We start from the raw sequence: 16,007 nt of genomic DNA, 5'->3' as shown, positions 1-16,007 counted from the left end.
GGCCGGCCCTCACGGGAGGCGGGTTGCACGCGGCACCGGCCCGCGCGACCGAGTCGCACGGGCAACGGACTGACTTTCGTCGGCGCCCGCGGGTGCCGGCTCGTGGCGCCGCCACGGGTGCCGTATGTGGGGGTTGCCCGGGGCGGCTTTGGAGTACGCACAGATGGATATCGAACAGCAGGCCGGCGAAACGGCTCCTGAAACGTCCCCCGCCGAGGTGGAACAGGACAAGCCCCGCCGCAGCACGCGGCGTCGGGCCGCCGAGAACGCCCGTCCCGACGAGGGGGACACGGGCACTGCCGAGGAGGCGCCCGCCAAGCCGAAGCGGGCGACGCGGAGCCGCCGCAAGGCAGAAGGCCCGGCAGCCGAGGAACCCACCAAGGAACATACCGCCGGGGCCGGGCAGAGCGCCCCGTCCGACGGCCCGGCAGCCCCCAGCGAGGAGGCGGCACCGTCTGCGACGGCTGCTGCGCCCGTACAGCAGGAGGCCCCCGCAGAGGTGCCGTCGCGCTCGCGGCGGCGCACCTCTGCCCGGGCGGCTGCGGCCAAGGCCGATTCACAGTCCGCCGCGGCGACGCCGGCGGCGCCGGATGCCAGCGAGCCGGAGACGGCCCAGGCGGACCCAGGCGCCTCGGCGCCGCGGGCGAAGAGCTCGGTCCGTGCGCGCCGCCGCGCGACGGTGTCCCGCTCGGCGGCAGGCGGCTCCGCCGCCGCGCAGACCGACCCCACGCAGACCGACCCCACGCAGACCGCCCCCGCGGAGGAAGCGGCCGGCCGCACTGAGACGGTGGTTAGGGAGACCGCTCCGGCGGCGCCTGCCGCTCTGGAGACCGCGTCCGCCCCGATGGCCGCGGCGAACCAGCCCGCGGCCGAGAGCTTCTCGCCCGCCCAGCCGGAAGCGGTGAGCGCGGAGACCGCGGCCGCCCCGGAGGCGGCGGCATCCCAGGAGCACGGGGTGGACGACGAGGAGCAGGCCTCCGGCTTCACCGGGCTCTTCAGCTCGGCGCTCTCGCCGACCTCGATGATCTTCCAGGCACCCGATCTCAGCGCAATCGTCCGGCCGGAGCCGGAGCCGGAGGAGGAAGCCGAAGAGGACGAGGACGAGGAGGCCGGCGCGGGCAGCCGCCGCCGACGCCGCAACCGCGGCCGCCGCGCCCGCACACGGACGGGCGGCGAGGATGCCGAGTCGGCCGGTGACGAAGGCGACGGCGACTCGGAGGCAGCCGAGGCGGACGGCGAAGAGGTCACCTCGCGCCGCCGTCGTCGCCGCCGCAGGGGAGAGGCCGACCTTGAGCTCGAGGGCGGCCTCGACGACGACCCGCCCGGGACCATCACCCGGGTGCGCGCTCCGCGCACGCCGTCGGAGTCAGCGGGGAACCGCGTGGCGACCGTCAAGGGCTCGACGCGCCTCGAGGCGAAGAAGCAGCGCCGCAGGGAGTCGCGCGAGTCGGGCCGCCGGCGCCATGTGATCACCGAGGCTGAGTTCCTGGCGCGGCGCGAATCCGTGGACCGCCAGATGGTCGTCCGGCAGAAGGAGGACCGCATCCAGATCGCCGTCCTCGAGGACGGGGTGCTCGCGGAGCACTTCGTCTCCAAGACGCAGCAGGACTCGCTCATCGGCAACGTGTACCTCGGCAAGGTCCAGAACGTCCTGCCGTCCATGGAGGCGGCGTTCGTCGACATCGGCCGCGGCCGCAACGCCGTGCTGTACGCCGGCGAGGTCAACTGGGACGCGGCGGGCCTCGATGGTGCCCCGCGCCGGATCGAGAACGCCCTCAAGTCCGGCGACTCTGTGCTCGTGCAGGTCACGAAGGACCCGGTGGGCCACAAGGGCGCGCGCCTGACGAGCCAGATCTCGCTCCCCGGCCGCTACCTCGTCTACGTGCCGGGCGGGTCGATGACGGGCATCTCGCGGAAGCTGCCCGACGTCGAGCGCACCCGCCTCAAGAAGATCCTCAAGGACCGCCTCCCCGAGGACGCGGGCGTGATCGTGCGCACCGCAGCCGAGGGTGCGAGCGAGGAGGAGCTCACCCACGACATCAACAGGCTGCGCGCCCAGTGGGAGTCGATCCAGACCCAGGCGGCCTCGACCAAGGTGCTCGCGCCTGAGCTGCTCTACGGTGAGCCGGACCTGACCATCAAGGTGGTCCGGGACGTGTTCAACGAGGACTTCTCGAAGCTCATTGTGAGCGGCGAAGAGGCGTGGGACACCATCGAGGCCTATGTGACCTATGTGGCGCCGGATCTCCTGGGCCGCCTCGAGAAGTACGAGGGCGACGAGGACATCTTCGCCCAGTGGCGCATCGACGAGCAGATCCACAAGGCCCTCGACCGGAAGGTCTTCCTGCCCTCCGGCGGCTCCCTCGTGATCGACCGCACCGAGGCCATGACGGTCATCGACGTCAACACGGGCAAGTTCACGGGCTCCGGCGGCAATCTCGAGGAGACCGTCACCAAGAACAACCTCGAGGCCGCGGAGGAGGTCGTCCGGCAGCTGCGCCTGCGCGACGTGGGCGGCATCATCGTCATCGACTTCATCGACATGGTGCTGGAGTCGAACAGGGACCTCGTGCTCCGGCGCCTGGTCGAGTGCCTCGGCCGCGACCGGACAAAGCACCAGGTCGCAGAAGTGACCTCTCTGGGGCTGGTCCAGATGACCCGCAAGCGCATGGGCACGGGCCTGCTCGAGGTCTTCGGCGAGACCTGCGAGGTGTGCGCCGGCCGCGGCGTCATCACCCACGACGAGCCGGTCGAGCGCGGGGGAGCCCGTCCCGCGGTCCCCGCTGCCGAGCAGCAGCCGGTCCGCACGGAGAGCGGCGCGGCAGGCGGCCGCAAGCGCCGCCGCCGCGGAGGTGCCCAGAACGGCGAGGTCCAGCCTCAGCCGCTCCCGGCACCCGCAGCCGCGCCGCCGGCGGACGACGCCGAACGGAAGGCCCGCGCCGAGGCAACCCGCGCGGCACTCGCCGCGGTCGCCGCCGCCGCCCACGCTGCACACGTGCACGACGACGAGGTGGCCGCCTCGAGGGGCTCGGGAACCGAGGCCCCGGCGCCGGCCCACGAGGCCGGGCCTGCCGGCGCGGCCCCGGCCCGGGAGGACGCCCGGCAGGCCGAGGCCCCGGAGCCGGTGGTGTCGCCCGTCGCCCCAGCTGTCGAGCACGTCCACACGTCGGAGACACCGGCGGCCGCCTCGGCTGCGGCGGAGCTGGCCCCCGCCGTGCTGACGATCGGTGGCGAGCGGATCGAACTGCCCCACGGCGAGAGCGTGCCGGTGCCACCGGCCCCGGCTCCGGCACTGAGCCTCGACGCGCTGACCCACGCCTTCGACCAGCTCACGGGGGAGCGCCACGCCCCCGCGGGCGAGGAGAAGACCGGCCGACGCCGCCGCAGCCGCGGCGCGCGGAGCGGCCAGGGATCGGCCGAAGTCACGCGCGTCGACGCGGCGGAGGGCGCGGTCGGCGGGCAGACGAGCTCGGCCAAGGCCGCGGCGAAGTCGGCCACGGCGTCATCCGGGTCCGGCGACGAGCCCCTCATCCTGGGCGTCGGCGTCCCGGCGTCGGAGCTGTGAGCGTGGCCCGCGTCCCCCGGGTCCTCAGCATCGCCGGCTCCGACCCCTCGGGAGGGGCCGGCATCCAGGCCGACCTCAAGAGCATCGCTGCCATGGGCGGGTACGGGATGAGCGCCATCACCGCGCTCACCGCGCAGAACACCCGGGGCGTCACCGCGGTGCATACCCCGCCGGCGGAGTTCCTCGTGGCGCAGCTTGAGGCAATTGCCGACGACATCGCGGTCGACGCCGTGAAGGTCGGCATGCTCGCCGACACCGCGGTGATCGGTACGGTGCGCGAGTGGCTCGACGCCACCAGGCCGGGCGTCGTCGTGCTCGATCCGGTCATGGTCGCCACGAGCGGCGACCGGCTGCTGGAGGCCGACGCCGAGGACGCACTCCGCGACCTGCTCACCCGCGCGCACCTGGTCACGCCCAACCTGCCCGAGCTGGCCGCGCTGCTGGCCGAGCCGGTGGCCGCGACGTGGGGTGAGGCCCTCGAGCAGGGCCGGAGGCTGTCCGAGCGCACAGGCGCAGCCGTCCTGGTCAAGGGCGGCCACCTCGACGGCGCGGAGTGCCCCGATGCCCTCGTGGACGCCCGGGCCGTGGGGTCGCCGGTCGTCGCCGAGATCCCTGGCGAGCGCGTGCCGACCCGCAACACGCACGGGACGGGCTGCTCGCTGTCCTCGGCGATCGCGACCGTCCAGGCCCGCACGGGCGACTGGGCGAGCTCGCTCGCCGTGGTCAAGGAGTGGCTCCGCGGCGCCCTCGAGGCCTCCGACGAGCTCGAGGTCGGCTCGGGGCACGGGCCCATCCACCACTTCCACCACGCGCGCGCCGCGGTCCCCCTGGCGCCCGGCGAGTTCGCCGACTCGCTGTGGGAGTCCACGGCCAAGGTCCGCGCCGAGATCGATGCCCTGCCGTTCGTCGCGCAGCTCGACGAGGGCAGCCTCTCCGAGGAGCACTTCGCCTACTACCTCTCCCAGGACGCGCTGTACCTGAACGGCTACTCGCGGGTCCTGGCCCGGGCGAGCGCGCTGGCGCCGTCCGAGGCCGAGCAGGCCTTCTGGGCGGAAGGGGCACGCGTGTGCCTCGAGGTCGAGGCGGAGCTGCACAGGACCTGGCTCAGCCGCCACGTCGCGCACGACGCCGCGTCCTCCGGCGGCGGCCGGGGCACCGGCGGCGCGGTCCCCGGCCCGGTGACGAAGGCGTACGTGGACCACCTGCTCGCTGCGTCGGCGTCCGGCTCCTACGGCGTGCTCGCGGCAGCGGCCCTTCCCTGCTACTGGATCTACGCCGAGGTGGGCGCCGCGCTCCATGCGCGCCACGCGGCCCGCGAGGACAGGGAATCCCACCCGTACGCCCAGTGGATCGGCACCTACGCAGACGAACGGTTCGCGGAGGCGACACGGCGGGCCATCTCCTTCACGGACGCGGCGGGCCGCCGGGCCTCCGCCGTCGAGCGGGAGGCGATGCGCACGGCCTTCACCTCCTCAGCGGTCTACGAGCGCGAGTTCTTCGACGCGCCGCGCCGCTTCGCGTGAGTCCGTGCCGGGCTCGGGATGGGCTAGACTGGACCCTGCGTGCTTTCCGGCCTGAGCGGCTGGCCCCGGCGCATTTGCGACCGGGCGGAGGACTGGCGTATCCTTGATCCTCGGTGCTTGCGCCGTCACTTGGGTGTCATCCCAGGGATTCCCCTCGCGGACTCACGGCAGAAGCACAGCAAGAGCGCCTGACGGACCATGCTTCGGTGTGGGACCCGGGCGCTGCGCGCAAAGAGCTTTAGAAATATCGTCGAGAGAAGTGAGTTCCCAAGTGGTGTACGCGATTGTCCGCGCCGGCGGCCGCCAGGAGAAGGTCTCTGTCGGAGACTTCGTGACCCTCAACCGCGTGGCCGGCGAGGCCGGCAGCACCGTCGAGCTGCCCGCCCTGCTCGTGGTCGACGGTGACAAGGTCACCTCCGCAGCGGCCGAGCTGGCCAACGTGACGGTCACCGCCGAGGTCCTCGAGGACCTCCGCGGCCCGAAGATCATCATCCAGAAGTACAAGAACAAGACCGGGTACAAGAAGCGCCAGGGCCACCGCCAGGAGCTGACCAAGGTCAAGATCACCGGCATCAACGCCTGAACCCTCACCGGTTCACCCAGACCTGACACGATTCTCCCAGGGAGGCACAGCTCATGGCACATAAGAAGGGCGCAAGCTCCACCCGCAACGGCCGCGACTCGAACGCCCAGCGCCTCGGCGTGAAGCGCTTCGGCGGCCAGTCCGTCAACGCCGGCGAGATCCTCGTCCGCCAGCGCGGCACGCACTTCCACCCCGGCAACGGCGTGGGCCGCGGCAAGGACGACACCCTCTTCGCACTCACGGCCGGCGCGGTCCAGTTCGGCACCCGCCGTGGCCGTCGCGTCGTCGACATCGTCGCTGCCTAGCAGGCACAGACGCGAAGGCCGCGCACGCGGCCTGCGCCTTCGGGCGCACAGGTGAGCATCAGGGTGGAGTGGGCCTTCGGCCCGCTCCACCCTTTGCTGCGTCCGGGGTCCTTCTGGGGCCCGGCGGCAGCGAACACTAGAATCGGGTCAGACCCGAACAGCTAAGGAGAATGAAGTGGCCAGCTTCGTGGACCGCGTGGTCCTGCATGTCTCGGGCGGGAACGGCGGGCACGGCTGCGTCTCTGTCAAGCGCGAGAAGTTCAAACCGCTCGGCGGGCCCGACGGTGGCAACGGCGGGAACGGCGGCGACGTCGTGCTGCGCGTGAGCCACCAGACCACGACCCTCCTGGACTACCACCACTCGCCGCACCGGCACGCCCAGAACGGCGGCCCGGGCATGGGCGACTGGCGGGTCGGCCACCAGGGCGAGACGCTCGTCCTGTCGGTGCCGGACGGCACGGTCGTGAAGTCGCCCGATGGCAAGGTCCTCGCGGACCTCGTCGGGGAAGGGGCCGAGTTCGTCGCTGCCGCCGGCGGCCAGGGCGGCCTCGGCAACGCCGCGCTCGCCTCCGCCAAGCGCAAGGCGCCCGGATTCGCCCTCCTCGGCATCCCGGGGGACACCCGCGACATCGTCCTCGAGCTCAAGTCCATTGCCGACATCGCGCTCGTGGGGTACCCCTCGGCGGGCAAGTCGAGCCTCATCGCCGCGATGTCCGCGGCGCGCCCGAAGATCGCCGACTACCCCTTCACGACCCTCGTGCCGAACCTCGGCGTGGTGCAGGCCGGCGACGTGCGCTTCACCATCGCCGACGTCCCCGGGCTCATCGAAGGCGCAAGCGAGGGCCGCGGCCTGGGACATGACTTCCTCCGCCACGTCGAGCGCTGCGCGGCCATCGTCCACGTCCTGGACTGCGGGAGCCTCGAGGCGGAGCGGAACCCCATCGACGACCTCGACGTGATCGAGCGCGAGCTCGAGAAGTACGCCGTGGACATGAGCTACGCCGGGGTCGACGGCGAGGTGGTCCCCCTCAACCAGCGCCCCAAGCTCGTGGCGCTGAACAAGACCGATCTTCCCGACGGGAAGGACATGGCGGAGATGGTCCGGCCCGAGCTCGAGCGGCGCGGCTACCGGGTGTTCGAGGTCTCGGCGACATCCCACGCCGGGCTCCGGGCCCTCGGCTTCGCGATGGCCGAGATCGTCCAGGCCGCCCGCGACGCCGTCGCGACCGCCCCGCCCAAGGTGGCTCCCGCCGTCCTGCGTCCACGGGCCGTCAACGAGGCCGGGTTCACGATCCGGCGCGAGGAGCGCAACCTCGAGCCGCTGTTCCGCGTGCTCGGCGACAAGCCCGAGAAGTGGGTCAAGCAGACCGACTTCACGAACGAGGAGGCCATCGGCTACCTTGCCGACCGGCTCAACCGCCTCGGTGTCGAGGACCAGCTGTTCAAGGTCGGGGCGAAGCCCGGCGACACGGTGGTGATCGGCGAGGACGACGCCGTCGTGTTCGACTGGGAGCCGACCATGATGACCGGGGCCGAGGTCCTCACCGGGCCGCGCGGAACGGACATCCGCTTCGCCGACTGGGAGCGGCCCACCCGCGCCCAGAAGCGCGAGGAGTACGAGGACCGCAAGGCCGCCAAGGCCGCGGCGCGCGAGGAGCTCGAGGCCGAGCGGCGCGCCGGGATCTGGACCGAGTCCACGCGGCGTCGTGCCTCGCAGCGCGACGCGGCGCGGGAGCAGGCCGACGAGGGGGAGTGGGCCGATGACGATGACCGCTGAGCCGCTCGTGCGCGGGCGCGAATGGCTGCCCCAGGCGCAGCGGATCGTGGTGAAGGTCGGCTCCTCCTCGCTCACGACCATCCGGGGCGGGATCTCCGAGCGCGCGCTCGCGGCCCTGGTCGACACGCTCGCCGACCGCGCCAACGCCGGTGCGGAGATCGTGCTCGTGTCCTCGGGAGCCATCGCCGCGGGCCTCGCGCCCCTCGGGCTCGAGCGGCGCCCGAAGGACCTGGCGACCCAGCAGGCAGCCGCGAGCGTGGGCCAGGGCCTCCTCATGGCCCGCTACACCCAGGCCTTCGGCGCGCACGGCGTCACGGTGAGCCAGGTCCTGCTCACCGCGGACGACCTCGTCCGCCGCACCCAGTACGCCAACGCGCACCGCGCGCTCGAGAAGCTCCTGCACCTCGGCGTCGTGCCCGTGGTCAACGAGAACGACACCGTCGCGACGCACGAGATCCGCTTCGGCGACAACGACCGCCTCGCGGCCCTCGTGGCGCACCTCGTCCACGCGGACGCGCTCGTGCTGCTCTCGGACGTCGACGCCGTCTACACCGGGCCTCCATCCGAGGGCGGGGAGCGGATCGAGCATGTGCGCGGTTCCCATGACCTCGAGGGCGTGCGGATCGGGAGCGCCGGCAAGGCCGGTGTGGGGACGGGCGGCATGGCCACGAAGGTCGAGGCCGCCGCCATCGCCGCAGGGTCGGGCATCCCCGCGCTGGTGACCTCGACCGCCGCCGCCGGACGGGCGCTCGCGGGCGAGGACGTGGGCACCTGGTTCAGCGTCAACGGCCGCCGGAAGCCGGTGCGGCTCCTCTGGCTGGCCCACCTCGCCGCGACCCGGGGAACCCTCGTGCTGGACGACGGCGCCGTCCGCGCCGTGCGGGACCGCCACCGGTCGCTGCTGCCCGCCGGGGTGACGTCCGTCGCGGGAGACTTCGAGGCGGGCGACCCGGTGGAACTGGCCGACTCCGCGGGGACCGTGGTGGCCCGCGGACTCGTGAACTTCTCCGCCGGCGAGATGCCGGCCATGCTCGGGCGCTCCACGAAGGACCTCGGGCGGGAGCTCGGGCCCGAGTACGAGCGCGTCCTCGTGCACGTGGACGACCTCGTGCTGGTGTGACGCAGAGCGCCTCGCGCGGCGGGCAGGCTCGGTAGACTTGATCCATGACTGACACCGCCCACGAGACCGTCCCCGCCGAGCAGGCGAGCGCCGCAGCATCACCCGCGGCCTCCGAGCAGCCGAGGCTCTCGCCAGCGGACGTCGAGTCGGCGGTGTTCGCCATAGGCGACCGCGCACGCCGGGCGTCGCGGACCATCGGACGCGCCAACCGGGCCTGGAAGGACCGCGCGCTGCGCGCGATCGGTGCGGCCCTGAAGGAGAACGAGGACGCCATCCTCGCGGCCAACGCGAAGGACCTCGAGGCCGGGCGCGCCGGCGGCACGTCGAAGGCCCTGCTCGACAGGCTCGCGCTCACCCCCCAGCGCATCGACGGGCTCGTCGCCGCACTCGAGAACCTCGCGGGCCTGCCCGACCCCGTCGGCACCGTGGTCCGGGGCCAGACGCTGCCCAACGGCCTGCGGATGCGCCAGGTGAACGTCCCGATGGGCGTCGTGGCCGCCATCTACGAGGCCCGCCCCAACGTGACCGTGGACATCGCCGGGCTCGCGCTCAAGAGCGGCAACGCCGTGATCCTCAGGGGCGGGAGTGCGGCCGCCCACACCAACAGCGCCCTTGTCACGATCCTCCGCGACACGCTCGACTCGGTCGGGCTTCCCGCCGACGCTGTGCAGAGCGTCGACGCGTACGGGCGCGAGGGCGCGAATGTCCTCATGCGCGCCCGTGGCCGCGTGGACGTCCTCATTCCGCGCGGCGGCCGGGAGCTGATCCAGAGCGTCGTGCTCAATTCGACCGTCCCCGTCATCGAGACCGGCGAGGGCAACGTCCACATCTTCGTCGACGCGTCTGCCGACGAGGAGATGGCAGTGGAGATCCTCCTCAACGCCAAGACGCAGCGCCCCAGCGTGTGCAACACCGTGGAGACGGTGCTCGTCCACCGCGACTCGACGGTGCTGCCCGCCGTCGCCCGGGCGCTCGCCGAGAAGGGCGTCCGGCTGCACGTCGACGGCCGCACGATGGCCGCACTCCCGGAGGGCGTGAGCGCAGAGGCCGCGACCGACCACGACTGGGCCACCGAGTACATGGACCTCGACCTCGCCGTGGCCACGGTCGACTCGATCGACGACGCCCTCGAGCACATCCGCCGCTGGAGCACCGGCCACACCGAGGCGATCATCACGAACGACCTCCGCAACGCCGAGCGGTTCATCGCCGAGATCGACTCCGCGGCGGTGATCGTCAACGCGTCGACCCGCTTCACCGACGGCGGCGAGCTGGGCCTCGGAGCGGAGGTGGGCATCTCCACGCAGAAGCTCCACGCGCGCGGCCCGATGGGCCTGACCGAGCTCACGACCACGAAGTGGATCGTGCAGGGCGAGGGGCAGGTTCGCGCCTGAGCCGCGGGGTAGGATGATCTTCAGCAACAGGCGCCGCGAGGCCGGGGGCCGCACGGTCCCCGGCCCTGCGGACGCCGTGAGAACGACTCTGAAGGGGAGACCATGCTGGCAACGCTGATCAGCACCGCAGTCATCGCGTCCGGCCAGGCCGGTGGGCACGAGGAGAAGGCTCCGCTCATCGCCGAGCCGTGGGTGATCGGCGTCACGCTGTTCGCGATCTTCGTCGTGCTCATGTTCGTGACGATGTCGTACTCGAACCTGGGCCGCCGTCACTCGGCGATCGAGGAGCACGCGGACCCGCACCGCCAGCACCCGAACAAGCACGACCGCGGCCAGGGCCACTGAGCCCTCTGGCGTTGGCCCCGGCAGAGGCTGTGGCGCCGTCAGGACAGCGCGGGAGCGGACGTCGAGTCCGCCTGGGAGTCATGGGCGGCACCTTCGACCCGATCCACCACGGCCACCTCGTGGCCGCGAGCGAGGTCGCGTCCAAGTTCAACCTCGACGAGGTTGTGTTCGTGCCGACCGGTGAGCCGTGGCAGAAGTCCAAGCGCCGCGTCAGCACGCCCGAGCACCGCTACCTCATGACGGTGATCGCGACGGCCTCGAACCCGCGCTTCACGGTCAGCCGGGTGGACATCGACCGTCCCGGGCCCACCTACACGATCGACACCCTGCGCGACCTGAGGCGCCTGCGCCCCGAGGCCGACCTGTACTTCATCACGGGCGCGGACGCGATGGCACAGATCGTCTCGTGGAAGGACGTCGACGAGCTGTGGGAGCTGGCACACTTCGTCGGCGTGACGAGGCCGGGCCATGAGCTCCACAACCTGGGGCGCAAGGACGTGAGCCTGCTCGAGGTGCCCGCCATGGCCATTTCGTCGACGGACTGCCGAGCCCGCGTCGCCGTCGCCGAACCGGTGTGGTACCTCGTGCCCGACGGAGTCGTGCAGTACATCGCCAAGTACGGCCTGTACCGGGACGGCCCGGACGGGGACGCGGCAGAAGAGAAGCACGGAGAGGCAGGAGACGCAGCGCCAGCTGCGCGGTGACAGCCATGAGCAACGAGGAGAAGCCCATCACGAGCCGGCGCGAGCGGCGTCTCGCGCAGGCTGGACTTGCAGCGACCGGGCAGGAGCCGCGGCTCACTCCAGCCCAGGCCGAGGCCGAGGCCCGCGCCAAGGCCGCGGCGCAGGCCGAGGCTGCGCGGGCGCACGCAGCGGGAGTTGCGGCCGCCCATGCTGCCGCGGAGGCGCAGGCGCGGCCCTTCGGAGAAGGGACCCAGCCCTCTGCTCAGCCGTCGGAGCCGCTCACGGACCGGACGGCCGCTGTGCGTGCCCGCCGCGCGCTGGACGTGCCGGCTGACAGCGTCCGACAGGGCGGACCCGAGCGCAGTTCGCAGGCGAGGGCCCGCGATCGGGCGGCGCAGCGCAAGCTCCGTGAGCTCGCGGAGAAGGAGCAGGCAGTCCAGGGCTCGTCCAGCCCCTATCCCTCGCGCCGGGCGCTGCGGGAGCGGGAGACCGGCAAGGTGCCCCGGGTCACCCCGCGGGAGGCGTCTTCCGAGGCGCCCGATGCCTCCGAGAGCGAGACGGCCCGCGGACGCCTCGCGGGCTCGGGAGCTCCGCAGCCGGCGGTGTCGCCTGCCCAGCCCCAGGCCCAGCCCCAAGCGAGGTTCCCGGTCCCGGGCGTCGACCCCGCGCCGCCCACGGCGATGCAGGGAATCGTCCCGCAGGGGCTCACCGTCACGCCCGCGCTGGGCCCCGAGACCGGGTCCTTCCGCAAGCTCAGCCACGAGCAGATCGCCGCGGCGCGCGAGCTGCTCAAGGAGCAGGCGAAGAACCAGGCCGCAATGCTCGAGGGCCAGCGCGGGGGCGACGGCACCGACGTCGACCCGGAGGTGCTCGCAGAGCAGGTCAGGATGGCCGAACGTGCCGCCATCCTGAACCGTCGTGCCCAGGCCAAGCAGCGTCTGGCCGAGGAGAGCCGGCGGGAGACCGCCGCTCCCGCGCGGAAGGCGCCAACGCCCACCGCGACGGACAACCTCGCGATGGTGACGCCGCTCGAGTTCGTCAACGTGCCCGGGGTCCCGCACCCCGTCATGAAGCCCCCGACGACCACGCACGTGCCCATCACCACCGGCCAGACGGACCGCCAGCAGAGGCGGCCGGCCGAACGGCGGGCCCCGGCGGAGCTTCCGGAGGGCGCACCCGTCTCGGCCCGCAGCGCCCACGGCCTCACTCCGCTCGATGCCGCGCAGTCCGGGGCACGCCGAGCGGAGCGCGAGCGGCTCATCCTGCTGGGCATCGGCGCCGTGGGCATCCTGGCCCTCATCGTCGCCATCGTCATCATCGTGCTGGGCAGCAGCTAGCTGCCCGCGACCAAGCCTCCAAGGAGAAGAGTGAGCGCAACAGACTCGGCCATCGAGCTGGCCCGCACGGCAGCCCATGCCGCCGCCGACAAGCTGGCGGAGAACATCGTCGCCGTGGACGTGAGCGAACGGCTCGCCATCACGGATATCTTCGTCATCGCGTCCGCCGAGACCGAGCGTCAGGTGAACGCGGTGGTGGACAACATCGAGGACGAGCTCATCGAGCAGCTGGACCGGCGCCCCGTGCGCCGCGAGGGCCGCTCCGAGGGGCGCTGGGTGCTCCTCGACTTCGGGGACGTGGTGGTCCACGTCATGCACGCCGAAGACCGCGCCTTCTACGCGCTCGAGCGGCTCTGGAAGGACTGCCCGGTCCTGGACCTCGGCCTGGACGGCTCGGGAGCGGCCGCGCCCGCCGCGGGCTGAGCCGGTGAAGCCTGACCACTTCCGCGCCGTCGGACGCCGCATCGTCTTCTGGCGCCACGGCCGCACCGACTGGAACGCCGCCGGCCGCTTCCAGGGCCAGACTGACATCCCGCTGAACGACGAAGGGCAGCGTCAGGCTGTTGCGGCCGCGCGACGCCTCGCGTCCCTCCAGCCGAGCGGCATCGTCGCCTCGGACCTCGAACGGGCACGCACGACGGCGGACGCGCTCGCCTCGCTCACGGGACTGCCGGTGGCCGTGGATTCGGGCCTGCGCGAGACGAATGCCGGCGTGTGGCAGGGCCACACCTTCGACGTCATTCGGACGATGGATCCGGAGGGCCTGCACCGCTGGGAAGAGGGCGATGTCCACCTCCCCGCTGGCGGTGCCGAGACCCGTCTCGACGTCGCCGCACGCGTGCACCGGGCGGTGGACCGCGCCCTGGCCGGCGTGCCCGCGGACGGGACACTCGTCGTCGTGAGCCACGGCGGAGCGATCCGCGTGGGCCTCGCGCACCTCCTCGGCCTCCCGCACGGACTGTGGGGCGCTCTCTCGGGCCTGTCGAACTGTTCATGGTCCATCCTCGAGGAGCGGCGCCCGCACGACGACGGGACGCCTCGGTGGCGCCTCGGCGAGCACAATGCGGGCACCCTGCCGGTGCCTGTGACCGTCGAGGAGGGCTGAGCCCACGGCGGTTGAGCGGAGTCGAAACCCGGCCCATCGATTTGTGCGCACGGGCCGAATCGTTCTAAGATATTCGAGTTGCTCCGGACGGGGAGCGGTGATCATCGGTCTCCTCCACACCGTTTGGAATGCGACTCGCGGGGCTGTGGCGCAGCTGGTAGCGCACCTGCATGGCATGCAGGGGGTCAGGGGTTCGAGTCCCCTCAGCTCCACGGGGGTATGGCGCAGTTGGTAGCGCGTCTGCATGGCATGCAGAAGGTCAGGGGTTCGAATCCCCTTACCTCCACCCAAATGAAAGGGCCGTCCGGAAGGGCGGCCCTTTCTGCATTCCCGCTCGCGCCTGTGCGCTCGGTGTACCGCTGGCATTCACCTCGTCGTCGCCCGGCCTCCCTAGACTGGCGCTGCCCAGGCCTGGCCAGAACGATCCGATGATCCGCTCGCCTCCGAGAGGGAACGTGCCGTGAAGCTCCTCGAGTACATCGACCTTGTGGAAGACCTGACGTCCGCAGTCCTGGACGGGGACGCCGCAGCCGCCTCGAGCCTCGCCCAGACCGTCAAGGCGATGGGCAGGGAAGTACGCCATGAGACCGGGGCAGCTGTGGACTGAAGGCCCTAGGCATCGCCCGGCGCCGGCGGCATAGTGGTGCCGACGACCCGGGAGGAAGCCATGACCGACCCCCAGAAGCCGCTGGGCTACCTGCTCAGGACCCTCGACAGGCTCCTCGAGGAGCGCTTCGAGGAGGCCCTCGAGCGGCATCGGCTGAGCCGGCGCCAGTGGCAGCTCCTCAACGTCCTCGCGGAGGGGGAGGAAACGCTCGGGCAGCTCGACGAGGCCATTGCCCCGTTCCTGAACACCGCTGCCGGGGAGACCTCCGAGCGCTACCTCGAACCGCTGCTCAGCGGCGGCCTGGTGGCCGAGAAGGCCGGCGTCTACCGTCTCACGGACGCCGGCCGGGCGGAGCTGCGCACGGCCAGGGAGTCGGTCGAGGGGCTCCGGGACGCCACGGTCAAGGGGCTCGACGACGGCGAGTACGAGCGGACCCTGCGTGCCCTCGAGGCGATGATCGACAACCTCAGCGCCTGAACACCGCACCGGAACCGCACGCTCGAACAGCGCTCCGGGCCGGCCCGCCCCTGCCGCCGGGGGCGCCCTAGGGCCCGGGACGCTGCGAGAGCCCCAGCCCGGGCTTGCGCCCGTGGACGGAGAGGTAGCTGAGCCCGTCCGGTCCCGCGGCGAACGCCCTCCGCGACCGACGCGGCAGCCACACGAGCTTCCCCGGGGATAGCCGGACGTCGCCACCGTCGGTGGAGAGGACTCCGCCGCCCGAGACGATGTGCAGGAGGACGTCCAGGTCCGGCCCGACGTGGTCCTCGATGGTTCCGCCCGCCGGGAGGGCGATCACGTTCGCGTCGAGGTCGCGCGGATCCATGGTGAGCCGGAAGACGGCACCCGACGCCGCGGCGTCGTGCGTCTGGGCCAGCACGCTCGTGTCGGCCAGGATGCGGGGGAGGCCGGTGCCGGACGTCTCTGCCATGACCACACTCTAGGCGTCCCGGCCGCCCGGCCGGGGCGGGCATGATGGTCGTATGACGCGCGAGCACGGCACCCGGATCACCCTCCCCACCCCGTCGGGCGATGTCTCCGCGGTCTTCTCCCGGCCCGATGGGACGGACGCGACGGTCCTCGTGGCCCACGGCGCCGGTGCAGGCATGGACCACCCCTTCATGGTGGGCTACTGCGACGCGCTCAACGAGGTGGGCGTCGCGACGCTCCGCTTCAACTTCGCCTACATGGAAGCCGGCAAGAAGGTGCCCGACCGGGCGCCGAAGGCGATCCCGGTGTGGGCGGCCGTGATGGACGAGGCGCGACGGCGTTCGGCAGGGGAGCCGCTGTGGGCGGCAGGCAAGTCGTTCGGAGGCCGCATGGCATCCATGGCTGCCGCCGAGGGGATCATCGAGCCGGCCGGCCTCGTGTTCCTCGGCTACCCGCTGCATCCCGCGGGCAAGCCGGAGAGGCTCCGCGACGAGCACCTCTACGCGCTCAGGCTGCCGATGCTGTTCCTCCAGGGGACGCGCGACACCCTCGCGTCCGCCGATCTGCTTCAGGGCGTGGTCTCGAAGCTGCCGACGGCGACGCTCGCCTGGCAGGAGGGCGGGGACCATTCCTTCGCCGTCAAGGGCGCGAAACGGACCCCCTACGCCATCGGCGCCTCCCTGGCCGAGCCCACGGCCGCATTCGTCAGGGAGCACGCCCCGCGGGCTTAGGCCAA

The 16,007-nt window shown here is 72.3% G+C and carries 16 protein-coding genes and 2 tRNA genes; 17 read left to right on the top strand and 1 reads right to left on the bottom strand.

Annotation, left to right across the window (positions count from 1 at the left end; translation table 11 throughout):
• Nucleotides 1-163: 163 nt before the first annotated feature.
• The 16 genes from CGQ25_RS08605 (at nucleotide 164) to CGQ25_RS08530 (ending at nucleotide 14,821) form a co-directional block, all read left to right on the top strand.
• Nucleotides 164-3,565: a ribonuclease E/G gene (locus CGQ25_RS08605; protein WP_208712692.1), complete on the top strand. Its 3,402-nt coding sequence runs from the start codon at nucleotides 164-166 to the stop codon at nucleotides 3,563-3,565.
• 2 nt (nucleotides 3,566-3,567) lie between these two features.
• Nucleotides 3,568-5,088: a bifunctional hydroxymethylpyrimidine kinase/phosphomethylpyrimidine kinase gene (locus CGQ25_RS08600; protein ID WP_255405691.1), complete on the top strand. Its 1,521-nt coding sequence runs from the start codon at nucleotides 3,568-3,570 to the stop codon at nucleotides 5,086-5,088.
• A 271-nt stretch (nucleotides 5,089-5,359) separates the two neighbouring features.
• On the top strand, nucleotides 5,360-5,671 hold the full coding sequence (rplU, locus tag CGQ25_RS08595) for a 50S ribosomal protein L21 (protein WP_208712996.1): 312 nt from the start codon (nucleotides 5,360-5,362) through the stop codon (nucleotides 5,669-5,671).
• Nucleotides 5,672-5,724: 53 nt separating this feature from the next.
• The gene (rpmA, locus tag CGQ25_RS08590; protein ID WP_208712691.1) at nucleotides 5,725-5,976 is read left to right on the top strand and encodes a 50S ribosomal protein L27; all 252 of its coding nucleotides are present in this window, start codon (nucleotides 5,725-5,727) and stop codon (nucleotides 5,974-5,976) included.
• A 175-nt stretch (nucleotides 5,977-6,151) separates the two neighbouring features.
• Entirely contained in the window at nucleotides 6,152-7,753 is a 1,602-nt protein-coding gene (gene obgE / locus CGQ25_RS08585; RefSeq protein WP_208712690.1) for a GTPase ObgE, read from the top strand.
• A complete protein-coding gene (gene proB / locus CGQ25_RS08580) occupies nucleotides 7,743-8,873 on the top strand; it encodes a glutamate 5-kinase (RefSeq protein WP_208712995.1) in 1,131 nt (376 codons plus the stop codon). Before obgE ends, proB begins: the two co-directional genes overlap by 11 nt.
• A 44-nt stretch (nucleotides 8,874-8,917) precedes the next feature.
• Nucleotides 8,918-10,267 carry a glutamate-5-semialdehyde dehydrogenase gene (locus CGQ25_RS08575; protein ID WP_208712689.1) on the top strand — a complete coding sequence of 450 codons (1,350 nt, stop codon included), beginning with the start codon at nucleotides 8,918-8,920 and terminating at the stop codon, nucleotides 10,265-10,267.
• A gap of 102 nt (nucleotides 10,268-10,369) precedes the next feature.
• On the top strand, nucleotides 10,370-10,612 hold the full coding sequence (locus tag CGQ25_RS08570; RefSeq protein ID WP_208712688.1) for a hypothetical protein: 243 nt from the start codon (nucleotides 10,370-10,372) through the stop codon (nucleotides 10,610-10,612).
• A gap of 71 nt (nucleotides 10,613-10,683) precedes the next feature.
• Nucleotides 10,684-11,316, top strand: a complete 633-nt coding sequence (nadD, locus tag CGQ25_RS08565; protein WP_255405760.1) for a nicotinate-nucleotide adenylyltransferase — start codon at nucleotides 10,684-10,686, stop codon at nucleotides 11,314-11,316.
• Nucleotides 11,317-11,321: 5 nt separating this feature from the next.
• On the top strand, nucleotides 11,322-12,632 hold the full coding sequence (locus CGQ25_RS08560; protein WP_208712687.1) for a hypothetical protein: 1,311 nt from the start codon (nucleotides 11,322-11,324) through the stop codon (nucleotides 12,630-12,632).
• A 30-nt stretch (nucleotides 12,633-12,662) separates the two neighbouring features.
• Nucleotides 12,663-13,055, top strand: a complete 393-nt coding sequence (rsfS, locus tag CGQ25_RS08555) for a ribosome silencing factor (protein ID WP_208712686.1) — start codon at nucleotides 12,663-12,665, stop codon at nucleotides 13,053-13,055.
• Between the two features lie 4 nt (nucleotides 13,056-13,059).
• Nucleotides 13,060-13,737, top strand: coding sequence for a histidine phosphatase family protein (locus CGQ25_RS08550; RefSeq protein ID WP_208712685.1), 678 nt, complete (start codon nucleotides 13,060-13,062; stop codon nucleotides 13,735-13,737).
• Nucleotides 13,738-13,876: 139 nt separating this feature from the next.
• Nucleotides 13,877-13,949, top strand: a tRNA-Ala gene (locus CGQ25_RS08545).
• A 1-nt stretch (nucleotide 13,950) separates the two neighbouring features.
• A tRNA-Ala gene (locus tag CGQ25_RS08540) sits at nucleotides 13,951-14,023 on the top strand.
• A gap of 174 nt (nucleotides 14,024-14,197) precedes the next feature.
• Nucleotides 14,198-14,344 (top strand): hypothetical protein, encoded by a 147-nt coding sequence (locus CGQ25_RS08535; protein ID WP_208712684.1) that lies wholly within the window; start codon nucleotides 14,198-14,200, stop codon nucleotides 14,342-14,344.
• Between the two features lie 60 nt (nucleotides 14,345-14,404).
• Nucleotides 14,405-14,821, top strand: coding sequence for a MarR family winged helix-turn-helix transcriptional regulator (locus CGQ25_RS08530; protein WP_208712683.1), 417 nt, complete (start codon nucleotides 14,405-14,407; stop codon nucleotides 14,819-14,821).
• A gap of 67 nt (nucleotides 14,822-14,888) precedes the next feature.
• Here CGQ25_RS08530 and CGQ25_RS08525 read toward each other — a convergent pair whose 3' ends face one another.
• Nucleotides 14,889-15,272: a cupin domain-containing protein gene (locus CGQ25_RS08525; RefSeq protein WP_208712682.1), complete on the bottom strand. Its 384-nt coding sequence runs from the start codon at nucleotides 15,270-15,272 to the stop codon at nucleotides 14,889-14,891.
• 52 nt (nucleotides 15,273-15,324) lie between these two features.
• Here CGQ25_RS08525 and CGQ25_RS08520 point away from each other — a divergent pair, with 52 nt between their 5' ends.
• Nucleotides 15,325-16,002 carry an alpha/beta family hydrolase gene (locus CGQ25_RS08520; RefSeq protein WP_208712681.1) on the top strand — a complete coding sequence of 226 codons (678 nt, stop codon included), beginning with the start codon at nucleotides 15,325-15,327 and terminating at the stop codon, nucleotides 16,000-16,002.
• Nucleotides 16,003-16,007 lie beyond the last annotated feature (5 nt).

Origin of the sequence: Sinomonas sp. R1AF57, assembly GCF_002224485.1 — a bacterium.
Lineage (GTDB): Bacteria > Actinomycetota > Actinomycetes > Actinomycetales > Micrococcaceae > Sinomonas > Sinomonas flava.
Note: the sequence above shows the minus strand (reverse complement) of the source record. Positions and strands in the feature narration are given on the sequence as shown.